This window comes from Rothia sp. CCM 9419, from assembly GCF_048512815.1.
Classification (GTDB): domain Bacteria; phylum Actinomycetota; class Actinomycetes; order Actinomycetales; family Micrococcaceae; genus Rothia.
The window spans coordinates 85,013-106,223 of sequence record NZ_JBLXXY010000001.1 but is presented as its reverse complement, the minus strand read 5'-3'; the positions used below and the strand labels follow the sequence as shown (position 1 = coordinate 106,223).

Sequence of the window (21,211 nt, the reverse complement as noted above, 5' to 3'; positions counted from 1 at the left end):
GATTCTTGGCTCTATCTTAGACCAGCGTTTTAGGGCACAGTAGAGACCATGATTGAAAATACTGAACTTCATGGATCTCCCCTCGTCAAACGAGGATTAGCAGATATGCTCAAAGGTGGCGTCATTATGGACGTCGTCAACGCTGAACAAGCAAAAATTGCAGAAGATGCTGGTGCTGTTGCGGTGATGGCACTGGAGCGTGTGCCTGCCGATATTCGTGCTCAAGGTGGCGTTGCTCGTATGAGTGACCCCGACATGATTGAAGACATTATTAACGCGGTGTCTATCCCCGTAATGGCTAAAGCACGCATTGGACATTTTGTTGAGGCGCAGGTTCTTCAATCTCTCAAGGTGGATTACATTGATGAATCTGAGGTTCTTTCTCCTGCTGATTACGTGAATCATATTGATAAACAGCAGTTCACTGTTCCCTTTGTGTGTGGTGCAACTAATTTGGGTGAAGCACTTCGCCGTATTGCTGAAGGTGCGGCGATGATTCGTTCTAAGGGCGAAGCTGGCACGGGCGATGTTTCTGAAGCGACAAAGCATATTCGCACGATTAAATCTGAGATTGCTGAACTACAAGCACTATATGCGACCTCTCCTGACGCGTTGTATGTGAAAGCTAAAGAGCTTGCTGCACCGTACGACATCGTTGTGGAAGTGGCACGCACAGGAAAACTTCCGGTGGTTCTTTTTACTGCTGGTGGTGTGGCAACCCCTGCTGACGCTGCAATGATGATGCAGCTTGGTGCAGATGGTGTTTTTGTTGGTTCTGGCATTTTTAAGTCTGGTGACCCTGTTGCTCGTGCACGTGCCATCGTTAAGGCCACTGCGTTCTATAACGACCCTGCTGTTATCGCTGAGGCTTCTCGTGGTTTGGGTGAAGCGATGGTTGGTATTAATGTTGCGGACCTTCCAGCACCTCACCGTTTAGCTGAGCGCGGCTGGTAAGAATTGTAATTACACAAAAATTCTTGTGGGCGCTACGTACCCCCTTAGAACGGGCACATAGCACCCACAAGTATTTATAGGAGCCTATTAATATGGCTCAATAGCACAGAATAGAATCCACGCATAGACAATAAATATGCTTAGTTTAGCCACAGATTTTATCTGTATAAGTTTGCGCGAGAAAAACACGAAGGGTACAAACATTGACCACTATTGTTAACAATTCTGGGAACAGTAAAACTGTTGGTGTTCTTGCCCTTCAAGGTGGCGTCGCAGAACACGCACAAATGATGGAATCTCTGGGTGCGCAGGTAGTTCTTGTTAAAAAGGCTGAGCACCTTCATGGGTTAGACGCGTTGATTCTTCCCGGTGGAGAGTCTTCTACCATTGACCGTCTTACTCGTATTTTTGGGGTACGGGATGCCCTACGCGAAGCTATTATCTCAGGTGTACCAACGTTAGGTACTTGTGCTGGGATCATCATGTTAGCGCACACTGTAGACGACCCTGCACCGGGTCAGCAAACACTCGATATTCTTGATATTTCTGTAGATCGTAACGCTTTTGGTTCGCAGGTTGATTCTGCCGAGACAGAGGTTCTTTGGCGTGGGGCAGATGAACAGCTACACCCTGTTCATGCGGCTTTTATTCGGGCGCCTCGAGTGAGTCGAGTGGGTCAAGATGTTCAGGTAACAGCTCATCATGGTGGGCAGGTTGTCGGTGTTCGGCAGGGCAATGTTATGGGTATTTCTTTTCACCCTGAACTTACGGGCGATACAACGATTCATCGTGAGCTTCTTAGCATGACGAATTTTAGATCATCATTCTGTTCTCTGTCTTAAACGTTGAAGCTGTCATATCTTGGTGTACGTATCGTAGATATGGGTTATGTTTAGTTTATGTTCAGTACTTTTACCTCCCGCTTACACGGTATTCTCTTTGCAATTGCGTTAACAGTGGGAGCTTATCTCATCACGTTTATTCCGGGGTTTCAGCTTGTTAGCGTTCTCCTGTTGGCGATTGTTCTCGGCATTTTGATGCGGAATGTGGGTCTTATCCCCGATTCTTGTTCAGCAGGTTTGACGTATTCGAGTAAAACGTTTTTGAGGGTTGGTGTTGTGCTCTTGGGGTTGCGTCTGGCAATTCCTGACATTCTTGGGCTAGGTTGGGGCGTGCTTTTTATCATTGCGGTCACGGTGCTGAGCACGTATCTGGTGACGTTGTGGTGCGGACGTTTGATGGGTGTTGCCCATAATTCTCGTATGCTTATTGCGACGGGTACAGCTATTTGTGGTGCTTCTGCGGTTGCTGGTATGTCTGCGGTGTTAGAGAAAAAAGATGATTCCGAAGAGGATGTGGAGTCTTCTGCGACTACTGCTATTGCTTGTGTAACACTGTTTGGAACATTTTTGATGTTTCTTATTCCGGCTTTAGCTGTTCAGTTTGGTCTTTCGTCCGAGCAGGCTGGGGTTTGGATTGGTACTTCTATCCATGAGGTGGGTCAGGTTGTTGCGGGTGCTGGGTTTATCGGTACGGATGTGGTGGCAACTGCTACGGTGACGAAGTTGGGTCGTGTGGTTCTTCTTGCTCCTTTGGTTGCTTATGTGGGGTATCGGCAGGGGCAAGAGAAAGCTCGTCGTGGGGTGTCGTCTCAGAAGCGGCCACCGTTGTTGCCACTTTTTGTGGTGGGTTTTCTTATTGCAGTATTTTTGCGTTCAGTATTGAGCTATATGGGGTTTGATGGTGTTCTTAGCAGCGTGTTGAGGGGTGCTGAGGTTCTGTCAACTGTGTTGATTACTGTTGCGATGGGTGCGATGGGCACTAATGTTCATCTTCGGAAGATTATGACGACGGGGTTGAGTGCTGTTGTTTTGGGTGCTGTTGCGAGTGTGGTTGCGGCTGTGGTGAGCCTTGTCTTGGTCTTAGTCATCATGTAGGTTTTCAAGCATCTTAGGTTCTCATGGGTTCCTACCGTGGGTAGTTGAGTGAAAATATACTTTCATTATTGCTGTTGGGCTGCTGTCGTAAAGTGGTAAGTATTTTTAATAGCTAGCCAAGCTATTGAGCATAGTATTGAGATGATAGCAACAACTAGGAAAACTGGTGTTCCACCAAATTTATCCATGATATATGCGGCAATAATTATTGTTATTGCATTGAAAATTAGTTCAACAGTATCTATGACGGAGAACCAAGCAGCAATTTTTCCTTGAGGGGCGTTGAGCTGGATAAGAAGGGTCATCCCTCTCAGCTGAAAGACACTACCGAACCCTAAGATAAATGCCCCAACCATAGCAATGCTTAGTGTTCCGTAGGATAGAGCAATGATGGCACCTCCTAAACCGGTGATAAAACATCCAATACCAAATAATTTGGAAATAGTATCTTTTGTAGATTTTCCAATAAAAAATGCTGCGATAAAAGATCCTAGAGCCATAGCTCCTAAAACTAAACCAGCAGAAGATGTGTCTAAGGTAAATTCGTGTACCAATAGCGCGAATAGGAGCAGTAGAACTGTGGATATGGCAACCGTAGCTAACGTGTCAATCACAAGGAAATATCTCCACGACGGTGACCTTAAAATGTAAGATAGCGTCTGCTGGAAACCGTTAGGAAGACTCGTACTCTCTGCTGGCTTTTCTTCTAAAGTTCCATCTAATTTTTCCTGCTGGTTATGCTCAGACTTTTCTGTTAAGTGTGCCTGCTGTCCAATAGTTACTCCCATCTGTTGGTTTTTGACCGTTGATAAGAAGAAAACAAGTAAGGTATAACTTAGCCCATAGAGTATTCCTACAATAATTAATGACTTAAATCCTGGGAAGTCGAAAATAATTGCGCCGGATATAACGGGTGCGGCGATAGATGATATAGACCGAACCGATGAATCAAGACCGGAAAATTGGATGAGACTTCTCTCGTCATCGCCGAAGACTTCGGGAAGTGCTGATTCGTGAGCAATTCCAACTAACTGATTGATAAAGTCGATAGCTCCAGCTAAAAGTACTATAAGAATAATGCTGGTAACACCAAATATGAGGTTAGATAGACCAGCAGTGATAAGCAGCAAAGAAGCTAATGAAGTAAATATTATGACTGCTTTTATGGGACCAATTGCGTCTATCTTTGACCCTAAAGTTGCTGATGCTACTGCTTCAGTAAGATATCCTGCAAAATATATCCAGCCGATTGCTGTAACGCTATCAGATATGTCCAGAGCGGTTTTAGCGAAGGACATATCGTAAGTTGATTCTGAAACTGAACCAATAAATCCTGAAAGTATAAAGATAGATATTAATATTATTTTTAATACTTTTTTACGGGATGACATCTCTTTACCTGCTCAAAAGATATTGAACATCCACTGTCAACGTCGAAATACACTTTGTGTGATTATTTATATTTTCAAAGTTCGTTGACAACAGAACCGCTCATGTGTGATGCAAGTCAATATATCATAAAGGTTCAAAATTAGTTCAAATATTTTTATTGCACATCCTACCGAACCCATATCTCAGTGCGAGCGCGTCGGCCAAGAGTCACGGCACGAGCACCCATGAAAACCGTAGAATACGCTAACCATAGAGCGATAAAGGCCACACTCTGCCCCATGAGCGGGGTGAGGACGTCAACGAGTAGAAGTGACGGCACGTAGGCACCTAAAACAATGAGTGAAGCAATGCCAAGATAACGCATGTCTTCTGCGCCCATCAGCACCCCGTCTAGAACAAAAACATATGCGGCTAATGGTTGGGTGAGTCCCACAACTAGTAAGGACAACGCAAAAAGGTGTTGAACGTGCGGGTCAGAACTAAAAATCCAGCTACTGGTAAAACCGATGAGTGCACAGAAAATTCCTGTAATTACACCAAAATAAAGACTCCACCGCACCAAAGCATTTTTAAGATCAAGAACAGCGTTTTTTCCTTGTGCCGTGTTGAGGTTCTGCGCACCCAGTTCTTTACCTAAAAGAGCCTGTGCAGCGATAGCCAAAGAGTCGAGTGCAAAAGCAAGAAAGCTAAAAAAGCTCATGGTGAGCTGATAGGTTGCAAGAGCTGTCTGCCCTTGATGTGTGGCAACAATAACCGTGCCGAGTAACGCCACTCGCATAGAAAGCGAGCGCAACATGAGCCATGAGCCGAGAGCAAATACGTGGCGAAGCCCCGAAAGTTCGGGTGCAAGTTGCACACCGTATCGGGTGATACCCCGCCACAGACTCACGCTGAGGACAGCGAACATGCCCCATTGTACGGTGGCGGTAGCAATAGCAGAGCCGGCAAGTCCCCACCCCAGAAGGTAAATCATCACCCAGTCGAGGACGATGTTCACAATCGCGCCGACGGTGGCAACATAGAGCGGGGTTTTTGTGTCTTGTAAACCTCGTAGCACCCCTACGATTGCGAGTACGCCGAGCATGGCGGGCAGTCCAAGTAGTGAGGGGTGTAAGTATTCTTGGGCGTTGATGGTGGTGACGGTGTCTGCTCCTAATGCGGTGAAGAGCTGTTGAGAGAAAACCCACCCTAAGATGCCAAGTAGTGCCCCTAGTCCGAGGGCGACCCAGAGCGCGTTTCGTCCTGCAGCGTAGGCTTGAGCGAGGTTATTTTTTCCGTAGGCTCGGGCAACTGCTGGTGTTGTGGAGTATGAGAGGAACACCATTAGCCCTATGACTGTTTGGATGATGGTTGAGCCGAGGGTGAGTCCTGCTAGTTTGTCGGTGCCGAGGTGTCCGATCATGGCAGAGTCAGCCATGACGAAGAGCGGTTCAGCGACGAGTGCGCCGAAGGCTGGTATTGCTAGGTGAAGGATTTGTCGGTGCAAGGTGTTGGAGGGTGCAGGGCGGGTAGCTGACATAATCTTTACTCTACTTGTGTGGGGCAGGTGTTTAGAGGTTGAGACGGCGTATGACGTCGTCTCCGTAGATGTCTTGGGTGAGGTAGAATTTGCGTTCTCCGACGATACGGAAACCGTATTTTTCGTAGAATTTGTTGGCACGTATGTTGAGTTTTGCGGTGCCGAGCCATAGTGTTGTGAAGCCTGCTTGTCGTGCTTGTTCGCAGACGGCATCCATCATTTTTTGGGCTGTTCCGTTGCCGCGTACGGATGGGTCTAGATAGAACTTGCTTAAGCATGCTGCTTCTGCAACGATTTCGGGGTTTTCGGCGGTGTTGGTGCAGAGGACGGTGTACCCGACAGGTTGTTTGTTCTTTTCGAGGATGCCTACTTGGTAGTGTTCTGAACGGATGTATTCTTCAAAGATTTTTTGTGAGAGTTTTTCGTTGATGAAGGTTTGTACTGCTTCTTGGGGGATGTAGGACGGTGTTGCGTCAGGGAACATCTTTTGTGCGAAGGTGTGCAGTATGGGTGCGTCGTTGAGGTTTGCTAACCGGTAGTTTGGGGTTTCTTCATGTATCACTCGCTCTATCCTAGTGGCAGGGGTGAGTCGACGGAAGAGAGCTTTTCCTCTCTATAGGTTGAGTATCAGATTTTAAGATTTTTCGTATCCTCGAAGTTTGTTGAGTTCACGACGTTGAGCTTTTGTTGGGCGCCCCGCGCCAGGTTCACGGCGGGGAACACCGCCACGCAATAAATATGATGGGTATGGTTCGGATAAGTCCTCGTAACAGGTTACCGCGATAGGTGCGCCTACTCGACGAGAAATGGTACGAATAACTTTCAGGACCTTCTCATATCCGGGGTATCGTACACGTATCACGTCTCCCGGTTTTACTGTTCGCGAGGGTTTAACAGCGCTATCGTCGATACGTACGTGCCCTGCTTTACATTCATTCTGCGCTAAGGATCGTGTTTTAAAGATACGCACAGACCACAACCACACATCAACCCGAACTGGTGGATTATGTTGATGAGATGAGCTGAGGTTGTCCTGACTCATTTTCTGTGCCTTTCCTCAAAACAAATATGACTCTCTTAGCATACCCAGCTAAGCTGAAGATATGACTACCACCCTCTCCCTCCCACCCTGCTCGCATGAGGAGATTCTTTCTACTATCCGTTTCCCTGTTCTTCCACCAGAGTCTTGTTCTCAGAATGTTGCGGGGGAAACTTATGGGACGGCTACACGTACCCGCGGATGGGTTGGTGTTGAGGTGCCAGGGCAGTGGGGGCGAGAGATCCTCAAAGGTGGCAGTGTTCATTCTGCACTTGCTCGAAGAATTGCGCGTAAGGTTAAAAAACTTCGCGGATATAAGCTGTTGTTTATTAGGGAGCCGGCTTCACGTGGAAGTCAATCTCAGCAGAAGCGTCAAACACACCGCATTTTTATTGTTAATAGTGCACAGGGGAAGCAGCACACGTACCGTTTTGAGGTTCCTCATTTAGAGAAGATGCTCTCTCTTCCGTTGCACTCACCGCAGAAGATTAAGGGTGTTGAGAAGGTTCCTCATAGTCTCATATTTTTGTGTACTCATGGTAAGCGTGATCGGTGTTGCGCGTTAGCAGGACGGCCTATTGCACAGTATCTCAAGCAGGTTCGCCCTCCGGAGACGGTTTGGGAGTGTTCGCATATTGGTGGGCATCGTTTAGCTCCCACCGGTGTGGTGTTGCCTGCTGGTTATATGTATGGTCGGCTGACTCCTGCTACTGCTCTTATGGCGGTGGTGTCTTTAGAGGAGTATCAGGTTCCGTCGTTGGCTGGTATTCGTGGTTGTTCTTCTCTTGCGGCGGTTCATCAGGTGGCAGAGGTTGCTGTTCGTGAGTATCTTGCTCAGGGTGGAGAAGAGCCTACTATTTCTCAGCTGTCGTTTTCTTCTGTTAAAAGTGAGAAGTCCTCAAAGAAAAAGAAGAATCTTAAGAAGTCTCGAGAGTACCGGCAGTTGAAGAAGAAGTATGCGCGGTTGCGTAAGAGTCGACTGTGGCGTGAGCAGAAGGCGCGGGCGAAGGTTCTACGCAAGAAGTTGTCTTATGGTCAGGCATGTGTTGAAGAGCTGGTAGAGCTCAATGAGCTTAATCGGCGGTATCGTGAGGTTAAAGAGCAGTACCGTCGTGAAAAGTATGCGTTGCTTCATGGTGGGCAGGATACTGGGTCTTCTCAAGTTTTTTCGTCTGCGCATAAGGGTGTTCAGCGCTCTATTGTTCGCCATGAGGATGGTCGTTCGTGGGTTGTTGTCACAGCTAAAACGAAGACTGCTCCGGCACGTGAGTCTTGCGGTAAAGGAGAAAAACCGCTTTCAACGTTTAAGGTTCTCTCGGTGGAGAAGGCGTCTCATCGTTAGTCAGTTGCTGGTAAGTTTTCAGGTGTGGTTCTGAAGATTGCAGTTTTTCTTGTTAAAGTGTTGTCCCCGTAGCATGCGCGCTACGGGGACAACACTTTTAGAGTGTAGGAATGTTTTAGATTGAGCGGATACCTTCAACCAGAATATCTAATGCCTGTTCAAGGAGATTTTCTGGGATGGTTAGAGGAGGTAATAGGCGTACAACGTTGCCGTATGTTCCGCAGGTGAGGATAAGCACTCCGCGTTCTAGGCAGTAGCTTGCAATATCTCGTGCTGCTTGCGGGTGTGGTTCTTGTGAGTTGGTGTCGAGAACGAACTCTAGTGCCATCATGGCGCCGCGTCCACGTACTTGACCAAGAATAGGCAGTTCGTGGACGAGTGGTTCAAGTTTTTGGCGGATGAGTTGTTCAATACGTAACGCGCGTTCGTTGAGGTTCCATTCTTGCATGGTTTCAATGGTGGCGAGAGCTGAGGCGCAGGCGACAGGGTTTCCGCCATAGGTGCCGCCGAGTCCGCCTGGTTGCACTTTTTCGAAGAGTTCGGCTCGTCCGGTAACGGCTGATAATGGCATACCACCGGCAATGCCTTTTGCGGTGGTGATGAGGTCTGGTTCGATGTCTTCATATTCGCTGGCGAACCATCGTCCGGTACGGCAGAATCCGGCTTGTACTTCGTCGGCGATGAAGACGATGTCTTTGCTCTTTGCCCATTGTGCGATGTTAGAGAGGAATCCTTCTGCGGGGACGATGAATCCGCCTTCACCTTGAATGGGTTCGATGAGCACGGCGGCGATGTATTCTGCTCCGACTTGTTTTTCGATGATGTCGATAGCTCGTTGTGCCGCTTGTGTGCCGGTGAGTTCTTCACCGTCACGGTAGGGGTAGCTCATGGGAACACGGTAGATTTCTGGTGCGAATGGGCCAAAGCCTTTTTTGTAGGGGGTGGCTTTTGCGGTGAGTGCCATGGTGAGGTTGGTTCGCCCGTGGTATGCGTGGTCGAAAACGATGATGGCGTTACGTCCGGTTGCTGCGCGCGCGATTTTTACGGCGTTTTCTACGGCTTCTGCGCCGGAGTTGAAGAGGACGGATCGTTTAGGGAAGTTACCGGGGGTGAGTTCGTTGAGTTTTTCTGCTACCGCAATATATCCCTCGTAGGGGGTGACCATAAAACAGGTGTGGGTGAAATGTTCGCTGGCTTCTTGGATGGCTTTGACCACTCGTGGGGCGCTTGCGCCTACGGAGGTCACGGCGATGCCTGAGCCGAGGTCTACGAAGGAGTTTCCGTCGACGTCGAGGATTACTCCGCCGTCTGCGTCTTGTGCGTAGATGGGTGCGGTGGAGGCGACTCCGGCGGGTACGGCGTCTGCTCGTCGTTGTGCTAGTTGTTGTGAGTGTTCACCGGGGAAGATGCCGTTGAGTTTGATTTCTTGTGGTAGGCGGTAGGTTATGTTTGTCATTGATGTACTTTCTCTTAGAGGAAGCAACCGAGAAGAGTTGACGTTTCACGTGAAACGTTTGGGGCTCTTCTCGGCAGCTTTTGTGTTCAGTCACTTCACAAGCAGGAGCTAAAGACTCCCGCCGTAGAGGAATTACACGCTCATATCACTCATCACGTGTTTGACGCGGGTGTACTCTTCTACTGAATACAGGGAGAGGTCTTTGCCGTATCCAGAGAGTTTGTATCCTCCATGTGGCATTTCTGCGGTGAGCATGACGTGAGTGTTAATCCATACAGCACCAAAATCCAGGTCACGAGACATGCGCATGGCAACACCATGGTTGTTTGTCCACACAGAAGAGGCCAAGGCATACGAGACGTCATTAGCTAGTTCTAGAGCTTCTGCCTCATCACTGAAAGGTTGCACAGTCAGAACCGGAGCAAATGTTTCTTCTTGGACGATAGGGTCTTGCTGTTTGACGTTACTAATCACCGTGGGGGCGATGAAGTATCCGCGTTCAGTGCAACGAACACCGCCCGTATCAACAACCGCGTACTCAGGAAGGTTCTCTAGCTTCTGCATAACCGTCTTGAAATGGTTGACGTTATTGAGCGGGCCATAATAGTTCTTTGAGTCGTCTGCGTCTCCGGTCGTAATCTTTTCGGCTTCTTGCACCAGCAGTGCACGGAATTGTTCGTAGACAGACTCTTCAACAAGAACACGAGTAATAGCAGTGCAGTCTTGACCAGCATTAAAGTACCCGAATTCGGTGAGCATACGAGCCGCGCGAGGTAAATCTGCATCAGCGAAAACAATGGCGGGAGCTTTACCACCAAGTTCAAGGTGTGCACGTTTGAGGTCTTTTGCGGCGCTTGCGGCGACTGCTTGGCCTGCACGCACTGAACCGGTAATAGAGACCATGGACGGGGTGGGGTGTTCTACCATCTGAGCCCCAACACTTGCGTCTCCTAAGAGTACATTCACCACGCCGGCAGGGAAAATATTCTGAATGAGCTGGGCCAGCACCAGAGTGGATTCTGGGGTAGTGTCCGAGGGTTTAAGAACAACGGTATTACCGGCCGCCAAAGCTGGCCCCAGTTTCCACACGGCCATTAGGAGCGGGTAGTTCCATGGGGCGACTTGGGCAACAACACCTACGGGTTCACGGCGAACATAGGAGGTATGGTCGGCCATGTATTCGTAGGCCGCTTTGCCTTCAAGGGTGCGTGCGCAACCAGCAAAGAAGCGCATTTGGTCTGCACCGGCGAGAACTTCTTCGTTGCGGATGATTTCTCGTGGCTGACCGGTATTGCGGTGTTGCGCTTCAACCAGTTTGTCGGCGTTTTCTTCCATGGCTGTTGCCAGCTCAAGGAGGTATTTTTGTCGTTGTGATGGGGTGGTTCTTCGCCAACTAGTGAAGGCTTCACGAGCAGCACTCATGGCAGCTTCGATCTCTTCTGCTGTTGCAATAGGTGATTGTGCGACGGTTTCTTCGGTTGCGGGGTTAACGATATCGAGTGTCTCGACTGAAAGAGAGTCGATAAATTCTCCGTTAATGAAGTGTTGTAGGCGTTTCATGGAGTGAACCCTTCATTGTGTATTGGGGTGACGTGCATTACTTACAGCATATCTGCTAAAGAGCGTAGGGGTCTTTAACTCCGATATATTGCGTGTAGGTGTATTCATCGATGCCTTCTGCGGCTCCTTCACGACCTAAACCAGAATGTTTAACTCCGCCAAAGGGTGCAGCCGCGTTAGAGATAACCCCAGCATTCCAACCCACCAAACCAAATTCTAGGTGGTCAGCGGCACGCAGTTGACGCTGATAATCCTTAGTGTAAACGTAGGAGGCAAGCCCGTATTCGGTGTTATTAGCCATGCGGTAAGCTTCATATTCATCGCTAAAGGTCATAATGGGTGCAATAGGCCCAAAGATTTCTTCACGAATCACAGATGCTTCTGCTGGAACGTTAGCTAACACGGTTGGTTCAAAGAAATATCCTGCACCATCTATTGCATGACCGCCCACAACGATACGAGCACCGTGAGCTACCGCGTCAGCAACTTTTTCGCTCATCTGTTCTTGTGCTTTCTTTTCAATGAGAGGACCGCAAGTAACCCCTTCATCCATGCCGTTGCCGACTTTCATCTGACGGATTTTTTCGGCAAATTTTTCAGTGAATTCTTCAGCAACTGATTCGTGCACAATAAAACGGTTTGCAGCGGTGCAGGCTTGACCCATGTTTCGCATCTTTGCGCCCATTGCGCCGTTGACGGCGTCATCAATATCAGCATCGTCAAAGACGATAAATGGCGCGTTTCCGCCGAGTTCCATGGAGGTGCGCAGAACATTTGCGGAAGCTTGTTCGAGGAGTTTTTTGCCGACTTCTGTTGATCCAGTAAAGGACACTTTACGCAGTCGAGAATCAGCAAGCAGGGGTGCGCTAATAGCAGATGCTGAGGCTGAGGGTACGACGTTGAGCACTCCGTGAGGAAGTCCAACATCGAGCATTGTTTGCGCAAAGTATTGTGCGGTCAAAGGGGTGAGTCGTGCTGGCTTGAGAATCATGGTGCAGCCAGCGGCGATAGCTGGGGCGACTTTGCGTGTTGCCATAGCAAGAGGAAAATTCCATGGGGTGATGAGCAAGCACGGACCAACAGGTTTGCGGGAGGTGAGGATACGGTTTGTTCCTTCGGGTGTGTTAACGTATCGCCCGTAGTTGCGAACGGTTTCTTCAGAGAACCAGCGAAGAAACTCAGCACCGTATTTTACTTCTCCGTGAGCTTCTGCAAGCGGTTTACCCATTTCAAGTGTCATAAGTTGGGCGAAGTCTTCGGCACGTTCTGTGACGAGCTCGTAGGCGCGACGAAGGATTTCAGCTCGTTCACGTGCAGGAGTTTCAACCCACCCCTTGTTTTTATATGCGGCGTGATATGCGGCGTCTAACGCTTCAGTAGCGTCTTGAGAAGTTGCTGAGGCAATAGTTGCTAGTTTTTCTTCAGTTGCAGGGTTGAACACGTCAAAGGTTTCTCCGGTGGAGCTTTCTTTCCACTGGTCGCCAATGAGCAAACCGGTGGGTACTTTGTTGATGAGTTCGGTGATTGCGGTGTTCACGTTAGTCCTTTTCTCCATGTTCTTCGTTGAATGTTGGAATGATAGGGGGAAGATGATGATTCTTCTATCACACCCCAACCTAATGCGTTAAGGCAATTTTGGCGAGGTTTTATTATTTTTGCTACCGTTATCACGATATTAATGGCTTTTGTTGAAGGTATTTTTAATCTTCCTATCGCAAGAGTCTGCACACAATGCGACGGTATGAGAAAATGACCCCATGAGTTTGAACAGCTCCCCCACAAACACTGTAGATTTATCGGCTCTGACCTCACTTCTAGAGAATTACTCACAGCAGGCACAAGAGCCTATTCACGCGCACCTTCATAGCTCTCACGGTGAAATAGTTGAACTTTCATTGACGAACGACGGCGGAAATATCATTATTGACGCCACACTCACGCAGAACTTTCTTGTGACTGCTCAAGAGTTGCGAAATAGTGGTGTTATTCCCCCTAACGCTACGATTAGTATCGACACCTCTGCTTCTCACAACAACTCTGATGTTGAGACTGTTAAGTCTGACCCCGGAGATTTAGATTCTGTCCCAACCACGAAGAATGACGGTTTAGCCCTTCATCGTGCATTGACACGTTTGGGACATAGCAAGGGTTATTCACCGTCAGATATTGATTACATCATCAAAAAACGTGGGGGTATTACTCTGCCGGAGCTACGTTTTTATCGTTCGACGGTGCGTGATGGAAAAATTGCGGACGGACCCCACGGGGATATCCTTGCATCACACATTGAAGAAGATTTTGGTACGAGCGACCTTGCAGATGCTCAGCTTCCACATATTCCAGCGCAGCCGAGCGATATTGTACAGCCGTTGTTATCTCATCGGCTGTGGGTAGAAATTGCCCATGATACAGATACTCTTTATGCGGTAGATCTTGCCCCTGGGTCCTCTGGCGCAAAGGGACAGGTTATTAGCCGTGACCCGCGTATTGCAGAGCCGCCTCGTCTTCTTGCTCGTTCGTTCTCAGATTTTGTGACTGGCAACTGGGTCAGCGAAGAGGAGCGCGGTAAGAGTTGGGGCGTATCGGTTGCTTCTTCTTCTGTTCAGTGGACGAGCTCTACCACTGTCAAAGAAGATGACAGCACACACGAGAGTCAACCACAGCAGGAGCAGGCTGTTCCAGCAGTGACGATGGATTCTCTTACAGAGCCTGCATCTTCTCAGGTTCTTTCAGATGATTTCCTACCTGCTGAAGAGTCTGCTGCTTCTGAGCAAGTTACGATATCTTATCGTTCGCAGGTTGATGAATTTTTACGGCATACCAAGCAGAATGAGCAAAAATCTCAGGAAGAGTTTGCTCAAGATTTTGCAACTCATGCTTTTGGCGATACCGAAGAATCTTCTGCTGTTGAGACAGAGGCGTCATCATCATCTTCAGATGAGTCACTTCCTGTTTCTGCTCAGGAGAAGAATCTTGAGGCAGAGCGTGATGAGACGAAGAGACGTCATTTTGCAGAGTCTGAACCGGAGAGTGTTCTTAAAGCTGCGGTTAAAAAGTTTTTCCTCGGTTAGGTCACGGGTTTTATCGTGGCTTAGTGTAGCCGATGTGCTCTCCGCTGGAGACCTCACGTACGTCATTGTTGGTGATGTTCACGCCGAAATTCTTCATGTTGGTGACCATGACCATGACTTCTGGCAGTGGTGTCGAGGCGTATTCTTTTTCTCTGCTGATGCGTAGTAGGGGTTCTCCGGCGGTAATCTGAGTTCCTGTTTCGACTAACGCTTTGAGCCCGTAGTGGTTTCGTTGGGCGACGTCTACTCCAATGTGTATGAGCACTTCTGCCCCTTGCGGTGTGCAGATGGCGCATGCTTGGAGGGTGTTTTGAATGAGAACGATGCGTCCACTCACGGGTGCGTTGATGGTTTTTTCTGTCGCTTCTACGGCGTAGCCTTCTCCTAGTAGCCCGCTGGAGAATACTGGGTCTCCGACAAGGTTTAGTGGCTTATATGTTCCTTGTACTGGCGAGAAGAGTTCTTCTGGCGTATATGATGCGGTTGAGAGCGTGGCTGTTCTCTTTTTTCGTCTGAATCCAAACATCGTTCTCCTTTGGACGTATGTTGTTTCTCTACACACCATGAGAGTAACCTGGAACACTCTTGAGTGGTATTTAGCCACTCATAGATACAGAAATTTTACGCGTTCTTAGCTTGTCTCGACATTGTTATATACAAAGTATCTTCTGCACGGGTAACGTTGATACGAGTTCTATCATGATGAGGAGAATTGTGGCTGATACTGTACAGAATGCTGAACTTGAGGTGTTTATTCCCGCTCCGGGAGAGAATCCTGACGACCCGCAAGATATAGAACGTGAGGAGTTTCTTAGGATGGCTCAGCAACTCCTTGATGAAGGTTTAGATATTGTTGTTTATTCAACAGATTCTTATCCGAGCGCTTTTACGCAGTGCGTTCCGGTAGCTGATCAGATTGAGATATCGGGTGCTGATGTGCTCCCTATTTTGTTGGTTGATGGTGAGGTGAAGGTGTCTTATCATTACCCTGACGCTGAACAATTACAGCGTTTTTCGCGCGCTCGTAGTGTGCAGCAGAAAAAGGTATCGGCGACTGCTGCCGGTTGTGGCCCTGTCACCACAGAGCCGACTCCCTCTGCAAAGCCTTCAGCTCCGGCAGGTTTTGCTGCAACGTTAGCGGGTCTTTCTCAGAATCCTTCTGGGGCACCGGATATTGGTCAGCGTCAGAACCTGATGGAGTCTGTGGAGAATCAGGATGAGTTTTCAGACGAAGAATTATCTGAGGTAGAGCGTCGACTCTCTGGTGCGCCAGCTTCTGGGGGTTGTGGTTGCGGTGGTTGTGGTTGCGGATAACTGCCTGCGTGTTCATATCGCCTAAACTAAAGTATTGAGAATTATTAGCATGTTCTTCGGCAGCGATGTTGAAGTTCTGTATGGTCTTTGAAAGGACGCTCCTATGACAAGCACTCCTCATATCAACCCTCAGGGTGTTCCTATTGCAAAAACTGTTCTTTTGCCGGGGGACCCTCTTCGTGCACAGTTTATCGCGGAGAATTATCTGAGCGATGTTCAGCAGTTTAATACTGTTCGTAACATGTTTGGGTTTACAGGAATGTTTAATGGTCGGCAGGTTTCTGTGATGGGCTCTGGCATGGGTATTCCTTCTGCGAGTCTTTATGCTTATGAGCTGATTCATACGTTCGGTGTTGAGCGCCTGATTCGTATTGGTTCTTGTGGTGGCATGCAAGATCAGCTTGAACTATTCGATATTGTGGTTGCGGCTTCAGCTTCTACAGATTCTCATTTCATGCATCAGTACAAGCTTCCTGGTACTTTTGCCCCGACTGCTTCGTGGAGTCTGCTTTCTGCTGTGGCGCAGGAGGCTGAGTCTCAGGGTATTCAGTTGCATGTGGGTAATGTTTTGTCTTCTGATGTGTTTTATCGTCATGATCCTTCTGATGCTCAGCGCTGGGCTCAGATGGGTGTTCTTGCGGTTGAGATGGAGACTGCTGGTATTTATTCTGTTGCGGCACATGCTGGTGTTGAGGCGTTGGCTTTGTTCACGGTTTCTGATCATTTGTTTAAGGGTGAAGAGACCACCAGTGAGCAGCGTCAGAAGAGCTTTACTCAGATGATGGAGCTTGTTCTTCCGGTTGCTGCACGTTAAGGGATACTGGCGTTTATGATGTCTGATTTTGCGCGAGTGGAGCATCGCCCATCGCTTGTTCTTGCTGGTTTACGGGAGACGATTGATCCTGCTGTTGGCAATGCTGATGTGTGGGAGCGTGTTTTGAATACGGTTAAGCTGGCTGGTTTTAGTACTGAGGGTACTCAGCAGGTTGCCATTATTTTTGGTGCTAATATGCGTCAAGAGTTTGATTATATGGCTGGTTTGGTGGTGAATTCTCGGGATAACGCGCAGGCTTTGGGTTTGAATGCGGCAGAGGTTCCTGCTGGTGATTATGCCATTGTTGATGTTCGTGGACCTGCCCCGTTAGCGTCTATGACGGGTTTGGATTATCTTTTGGGTACGTTTTTGCCTGAGAGAGCTTTGACGGCGTCTGGTCCTGCAATGGAGGTGTATGGTCCTGGGGATACTAGTTCTGAGGATTATATGATGCAGGTTTGGGTTCCTGTTAAGGCACTTTGAGAGGGTAGTTCTTCTCGTGTTTTGGTATGGAAGGTCGCTTCACTGTTTGGTGGAGCGACCTTTTTCGTATGGTGTTTGTTTGGTATGAGTGTTTTTTCAGTTCTGGTGTGCACAGTGCAAGTTGGGTATCACGTTCTGGGGCTGAGGTGTATGGGGTAGGTGGAGATGTTCTGCTAGCCAGATGGTTTATGCGGGGTTTTCTAGGAGTTCTATTGTGGTAAACGGTAGGGGTTCTTGTTTTTTCGGGTGGGGTATCGGGAGTGAGGTTTTTTGCAAGTTTTTCCAGTCTTTAACGCAAAATAAAGAAACTTTGTAACTATGTCAGTACAAACATTGACATTTGGGTGTGTGATGGGGCACGCTATAACTAACAGCTTTTCGGCGAGGACGCCAAACCCATACGACCCCACTAAGGAAAGATTTCATGTACGACCTTCTCACCATGGGCCGCATCAGCGTTGACGTATACCCTAACGACATTGGAGTCGGACTAGAAGACGTCACATCATTCGGTAAATACCTCGGTGGCTCCCCTGCAAACGTAGCGGTAGCAGCTGCCCGTTACGGACATAAAACTTCGGTCATTACCCGCGTTGGCAATGACCCTTTCGGCACTTTTCTTCGCCGTGAACTCAAAAAATACGGTGTAGACGAAGCTCATGTTTCAACTGATCCTCAGCTACAAACATGCGTAACTTTCTGCGCTATCAAGCCTCCAGAAGATTTCCCTCTATACTTCTACGGCCGCTTCCCTACCGCACCAGATTTACAGCTCACCGAAGCAGACATCAACAAAGAAGCTGTCAAAGAGAGCCGTATCTTCTGGAGCACTCTAACAGGAATGTGCCAAGAACCAGCTCGTAGCGCGCAACTTGCAGCACATGAGGCACGCCCCCGTGATCTCCTCTCCGACGAACAACACACTATCCTCGATTTAGATTACCGCCCCATGTTCTGGGAGAACATTGAGCAGGCACAACAAGCTGCTCAACAGCTTCTCTCCTATGCAACTATCGCGATCGGAAACCGTGAAGAATGCGCCGTAGCAGTTGGAGACGGAACACCAGATGAACAAGCAGACCGACTCCTTGAAGCAGGCGTCAAACTTGCTGTCGTGAAGATGGGTGCCAACGGTGTTCTTGCAAAGACCGCAACCAGCCGTGTGGTATGCGCACCAACACCAGTTGAAACAGCTAATGGTCTTGGTGCTGGAGACTCTTTCGGCGGAGCTTTTGTGCACGGCGTACTCTCTGGCTGGGAACTCGATAAGGTACTCGACTTTGCCAATGGTGCAGGCGCTATCGTCGCATCACAAATTGCATGTTCGGATGCTATGCCTACCGAATCTGAAGTACAAGAGTTCCTCGCTCAGTATGGGCGCAACTTCTAAGCACCGCACGAGCCAAATTTTTCAGGAGATTACAATGTCCCATTCTCATGATGAAGAGCGTGACCCTAGACGATATGAGCATCTCACGCGTATCCGTCTAGAGGATCCTCAAGCTATTCAACGTGCAGCCGACAACCGTGTTCGCCACGAAGGCCCACGTTATGGAAAACAAAACTTTATCGTCGCTGCAGATCACCCTGCACGCGGAGCAAACCGCGTCAAAGATCGTGCAATGGCGATGGCAGATCGTCGTGATCTTCTTGACCGCCTACAAATTGCACTCAAAAACCCAGCGGTGGACGGTGTTCTCGCGTCTCCCGACATTCTCGACGACTTGCTCCTTTTAGGTGCTCTTGACGGAAAGCTCGTCTTCGGGTCGATGAACCGTGGTGGTATTAGTGGGCTTGTCAACGAAATGGACGACCGCTTCACCGGACACACTGCCGAATATCTCAAGCGTATTGGCGCTGACGGCGGCAAAATGCTCACCCGCATTCACTACGGTGATGAGAACACTGTAGCTACCCTAGAGGCTTGCGCTCAGGCAGTTAATGCTTTAGCAGAACAAGAACTCTACGCGATGGTTGAGCCTTTTATCTCAGAAACTCATAACGGCGCTATTCGTAACAATCTCTCTGCTGATGCTGTCATTACCTCTATCGGTATTGCTGAAGCTCTTGGAACTAACACCGCTTATACGTGGATGAAACTTCCTGTTGTTGAGGAGATGGAACGAGTCATGGCAGCTACGACGATGCCGACTGTTCTTCTGGGTGGAGATCCTTCTGGTTCTCCCGAAGAGGTATTCTCTAGCTGGGAAAATGCGTTGAAGCTCCCTGGTGTTCAGGGTCTTACGGTAGGGCGTACCTTGCTATACCCTGCAGATGGCAATGTTGCTGGTGCTGTTGAAACAGCCGCTTCACTTCTACATCACACCATCACCGATTAATCTTCTTTCATTCACCTTTTGACGTATAAGGACACAAATTATGGGTTTTCAAAAACTCTCTGTAGCTCAGACTGTGGTGAAGTTCTTAGCGAACCAGTACACCGTAGACACCATTGATGGGCAGGAATACTGTGAGCGCACTATTCCTGGTATTTTCGGTATTTTTGGGCACGGCAATGTTGCCGGCATGGGGCAGGCTCTTCGCCAGTATCAGGAATTAGATCCTTCCTTGATGCCGTACTATCAGGGTCGTAATGAGCAAGCTCAGGTAGACCAAGCTGTTGGGTATGCTCGCCATACTCGTCGTCGTGCAACCTACGCGGTTACCACGTCGATTGGCCCTGGTGCTTCAAACATGGTTACGGGTGCGGCTCTTGCGACAACGAACCGTCTTCCGGCGTTGCTTTTCCCGTCTGACCAGTTCGCTACTCGTGTTCCGGATCCTGTTCTTCAGCAGCTAGAACGTTTTGACGCAGCAGATGTGACGGTTAATGATATTTTCCGTCCTGTAAGCCGCTATTTTGATCGTGTATGGCGTCCGGAGCAGGTTTTCTCTGCACTTTTGAACGGTATGCGTGTTTTGACTGACCCCGTGGATACAGGTGCAGTGACGATTGCTTTGCCTCAGGATGTTCAGGCAGAAGAAATTCTTGTTCCTGATGAGTTCCTTGCTCCTCGCCATTGGCGAATCCGTCGCCCTGAGCCAGAAGATGTTGATATTCAAGCAGCGATGAGTGTTATTCGCGAAGCGAAGAAACCTGTCATTGTTGCTGGTGGTGGCGTGCATTATGCGTTTGCTCAAAATGAGCTACGTCAGTTTGCAGAAGCAACAGGCATTCCTGTCACATACACTCAGGCTGCTGTTGGTGTGATGGATTGGGATCATCCTTTGTGCTTGGGTGCTGTTGGTTCCACTGGTTCTACGGCATCTAATGCTCTTGTTCGTGATGCTGATGTGATTATTGGTATTGGTACTCGTTACGAAGATTTCACGACGGCTTCTCGTACGGCATTCCAAAATCCTGATGTTAAGTTTGTCAATATCAACGTTGCAGCATTTGATGCGTATAAGCACAGTGGTGTTGTTGCGATGGTTGCTGATGCGAAGAAGGCTCTTATTAAGCTCAATGACGCATTGAGCGGTTTCAAAGTTTCTTCTGCTGTTACTGAGGAAGTTGCTTCAGAAAAGGCTCGTTGGAATGGCATTGTTGATGATGCTTTTGCTGAGCGTTATCGTCCGTTGATGAGCCAAAACGAAATTATTGGTGCTGTCAATGAGGCAATGGACGACCGCGATGTTGTGGTGTGTGCAGCGGGTTCATTACCTGGTGACCTCCACAAGATGTGGCGAGTTAAGGACGCTTATGGTTACCACGTTGAATACGCGTATTCATGTATGGGCTATGAGATTCCTGGCGGTTTGGGTGTGAAGCGTGCGTCGTTAGATACCCAAGATGGTCGTGATGTTGTGGTGATGGTTGGCGATGGTTCTTATCTGATGATGAACACTGAGTTGGTCACTGCGGTAGCAGAAGGTATCAAACTGATTGTTGTTTTGATTCAAAATCATGGTTATGCCTCTATTGGTGCGCTCTCTGAGTCTGTTGGTTCTCAGCGTTTTGGTACAAAGTACCGCACCTTGGATAAAGAGACTCACAGTTTTGATCATGGCGATACTTTGCCTATTGATTTGGCAGCGAATGCTCAGTCTTTGGGTGCGAAGGTTATTCGTGTTGAACCGGGTGAGGATGTTCGCGAGCGCTTGCAAGATGCTGTGGCTCAGGCGAAAGCAGCACCAGAAGGTTCTGGCCCGATTGTTATTCATGTTGAGTCTGATCCGATGATTGATGCGCCGTCTTCTGAATCGTGGTGGGATGTACCTATTACGGGTGTGAGTGAGCTTTCTTCTACTCAGAATGCTTATGAGACCTATCGTGAGAAGAAGGCCATGCAGCGTCCTCTTCTTGGATCTTAAGTTTTAGTTGTCGTGT

General features: G+C 48.6%; 19 protein-coding genes. 11 read left to right on the top strand and 8 right to left on the bottom strand.

The genetic code is table 11. The features are described from left to right. The first annotated feature begins 48 nt into the window (after positions 1 to 48). The 3 genes from pdxS (at position 49) to ACN08W_RS00505 (ending at position 2,891) form a co-directional block, all read left to right on the top strand. Positions 49 to 954, top strand: coding sequence for a pyridoxal 5'-phosphate synthase lyase subunit PdxS (pdxS, locus tag ACN08W_RS00515; protein WP_419108520.1), 906 nt, complete (start codon positions 49 to 51; stop codon positions 952 to 954). A 203-nt stretch (positions 955 to 1,157) separates the two neighbouring features. Further along, positions 1,158 to 1,796 (top strand): pyridoxal 5'-phosphate synthase glutaminase subunit PdxT, encoded by a 639-nt coding sequence (gene pdxT, locus ACN08W_RS00510; protein ID WP_419108519.1) that lies wholly within the window; start codon positions 1,158 to 1,160, stop codon positions 1,794 to 1,796. A gap of 57 nt (positions 1,797 to 1,853) precedes the next feature. Beyond that, the gene (locus ACN08W_RS00505; RefSeq protein WP_419108518.1) at positions 1,854 to 2,891 is read left to right on the top strand and encodes a YeiH family protein; all 1,038 of its coding nucleotides are present in this window, start codon (positions 1,854 to 1,856) and stop codon (positions 2,889 to 2,891) included. 65 nt (positions 2,892 to 2,956) lie between these two features. Here the strand turns inward: ACN08W_RS00505 and ACN08W_RS00500 are convergent, their stop codons facing one another. The 4 genes from ACN08W_RS00500 to ACN08W_RS00485 all read right to left on the bottom strand — a co-directional run bounded on the left by ACN08W_RS00500 (position 2,957) and on the right by ACN08W_RS00485 (position 6,844). After that, positions 2,957 to 4,282, bottom strand: coding sequence for an MFS transporter (locus ACN08W_RS00500; protein WP_419108517.1), 1,326 nt, complete (start codon positions 4,280 to 4,282; stop codon positions 2,957 to 2,959). A 167-nt stretch (positions 4,283 to 4,449) separates the two neighbouring features. Next, positions 4,450 to 5,802, bottom strand: coding sequence for an MATE family efflux transporter (locus ACN08W_RS00495; protein WP_419108516.1), 1,353 nt, complete (start codon positions 5,800 to 5,802; stop codon positions 4,450 to 4,452). Between the two features lie 31 nt (positions 5,803 to 5,833). Further along, positions 5,834 to 6,364: a GNAT family N-acetyltransferase gene (locus ACN08W_RS00490; RefSeq protein WP_419108063.1), complete on the bottom strand. Its 531-nt coding sequence runs from the start codon at positions 6,362 to 6,364 to the stop codon at positions 5,834 to 5,836. A 72-nt stretch (positions 6,365 to 6,436) separates the two neighbouring features. Next, positions 6,437 to 6,844 carry an RNA-binding S4 domain-containing protein gene (locus ACN08W_RS00485; RefSeq protein ID WP_419108515.1) on the bottom strand — a complete coding sequence of 136 codons (408 nt, stop codon included), beginning with the start codon at positions 6,842 to 6,844 and terminating at the stop codon, positions 6,437 to 6,439. A 61-nt stretch (positions 6,845 to 6,905) separates the two neighbouring features. Here ACN08W_RS00485 and ACN08W_RS00480 point away from each other — a divergent pair, with 61 nt between their 5' ends. After that, a complete protein-coding gene (locus ACN08W_RS00480) occupies positions 6,906 to 8,183 on the top strand; it encodes a sucrase ferredoxin (protein ID WP_419108514.1) in 1,278 nt (425 codons plus the stop codon). 115 nt (positions 8,184 to 8,298) lie between these two features. Here ACN08W_RS00480 and gabT read toward each other — a convergent pair whose 3' ends face one another. From gabT to ACN08W_RS00465, 3 genes are all read right to left on the bottom strand, one after another. Then, entirely contained in the window at positions 8,299 to 9,639 is a 1,341-nt protein-coding gene (gabT, locus tag ACN08W_RS00475; protein WP_419108513.1) for a 4-aminobutyrate--2-oxoglutarate transaminase, read from the bottom strand. Positions 9,640 to 9,771: 132 nt separating this feature from the next. After that, positions 9,772 to 11,199 (bottom strand): gamma-aminobutyraldehyde dehydrogenase, encoded by a 1,428-nt coding sequence (locus tag ACN08W_RS00470; protein WP_419108512.1) that lies wholly within the window; start codon positions 11,197 to 11,199, stop codon positions 9,772 to 9,774. 55 nt (positions 11,200 to 11,254) lie between these two features. Next, positions 11,255 to 12,754, bottom strand: a complete 1,500-nt coding sequence (locus tag ACN08W_RS00465; RefSeq protein ID WP_419106731.1) for an NAD-dependent succinate-semialdehyde dehydrogenase — start codon at positions 12,752 to 12,754, stop codon at positions 11,255 to 11,257. Positions 12,755 to 12,956: 202 nt separating this feature from the next. On the opposite strand from ACN08W_RS00465, the gene ACN08W_RS00460 reads away from it, so the two are divergent. After that, positions 12,957 to 14,270: a hypothetical protein gene (locus tag ACN08W_RS00460; protein ID WP_419108511.1), complete on the top strand. Its 1,314-nt coding sequence runs from the start codon at positions 12,957 to 12,959 to the stop codon at positions 14,268 to 14,270. 10 nt (positions 14,271 to 14,280) lie between these two features. On the opposite strand, the gene ACN08W_RS00455 is transcribed toward ACN08W_RS00460, so the two are convergent. Next, a complete protein-coding gene (locus tag ACN08W_RS00455; protein ID WP_419102753.1) occupies positions 14,281 to 14,796 on the bottom strand; it encodes a PTS sugar transporter subunit IIA in 516 nt (171 codons plus the stop codon). Positions 14,797 to 14,984: 188 nt separating this feature from the next. On the opposite strand from ACN08W_RS00455, the gene ACN08W_RS00450 reads away from it, so the two are divergent. The 6 genes from ACN08W_RS00450 (at position 14,985) to iolD (ending at position 21,195) form a co-directional block, all read left to right on the top strand. Continuing rightward, on the top strand, positions 14,985 to 15,584 hold the full coding sequence (locus ACN08W_RS00450; RefSeq protein WP_419108510.1) for an arsenic metallochaperone ArsD family protein: 600 nt from the start codon (positions 14,985 to 14,987) through the stop codon (positions 15,582 to 15,584). A 103-nt stretch (positions 15,585 to 15,687) separates the two neighbouring features. Then, entirely contained in the window at positions 15,688 to 16,398 is a 711-nt protein-coding gene (deoD, locus tag ACN08W_RS00445) for a purine-nucleoside phosphorylase (protein WP_419108509.1), read from the top strand. A gap of 15 nt (positions 16,399 to 16,413) precedes the next feature. After that, a complete protein-coding gene (locus tag ACN08W_RS00440; RefSeq protein ID WP_419102756.1) occupies positions 16,414 to 16,881 on the top strand; it encodes a GyrI-like domain-containing protein in 468 nt (155 codons plus the stop codon). A gap of 424 nt (positions 16,882 to 17,305) precedes the next feature. Then, positions 17,306 to 18,271: a 5-dehydro-2-deoxygluconokinase gene (gene iolC / locus ACN08W_RS00435; RefSeq protein WP_419101212.1), complete on the top strand. Its 966-nt coding sequence runs from the start codon at positions 17,306 to 17,308 to the stop codon at positions 18,269 to 18,271. Positions 18,272 to 18,305: 34 nt separating this feature from the next. Continuing rightward, on the top strand, positions 18,306 to 19,220 hold the full coding sequence (locus ACN08W_RS00430; protein ID WP_419101213.1) for a Cgl0159 family (beta/alpha)8-fold protein: 915 nt from the start codon (positions 18,306 to 18,308) through the stop codon (positions 19,218 to 19,220). Between the two features lie 40 nt (positions 19,221 to 19,260). Continuing rightward, a complete protein-coding gene (gene iolD / locus ACN08W_RS00425; protein ID WP_419108508.1) occupies positions 19,261 to 21,195 on the top strand; it encodes a 3D-(3,5/4)-trihydroxycyclohexane-1,2-dione acylhydrolase (decyclizing) in 1,935 nt (644 codons plus the stop codon). Positions 21,196 to 21,211 lie beyond the last annotated feature (16 nt).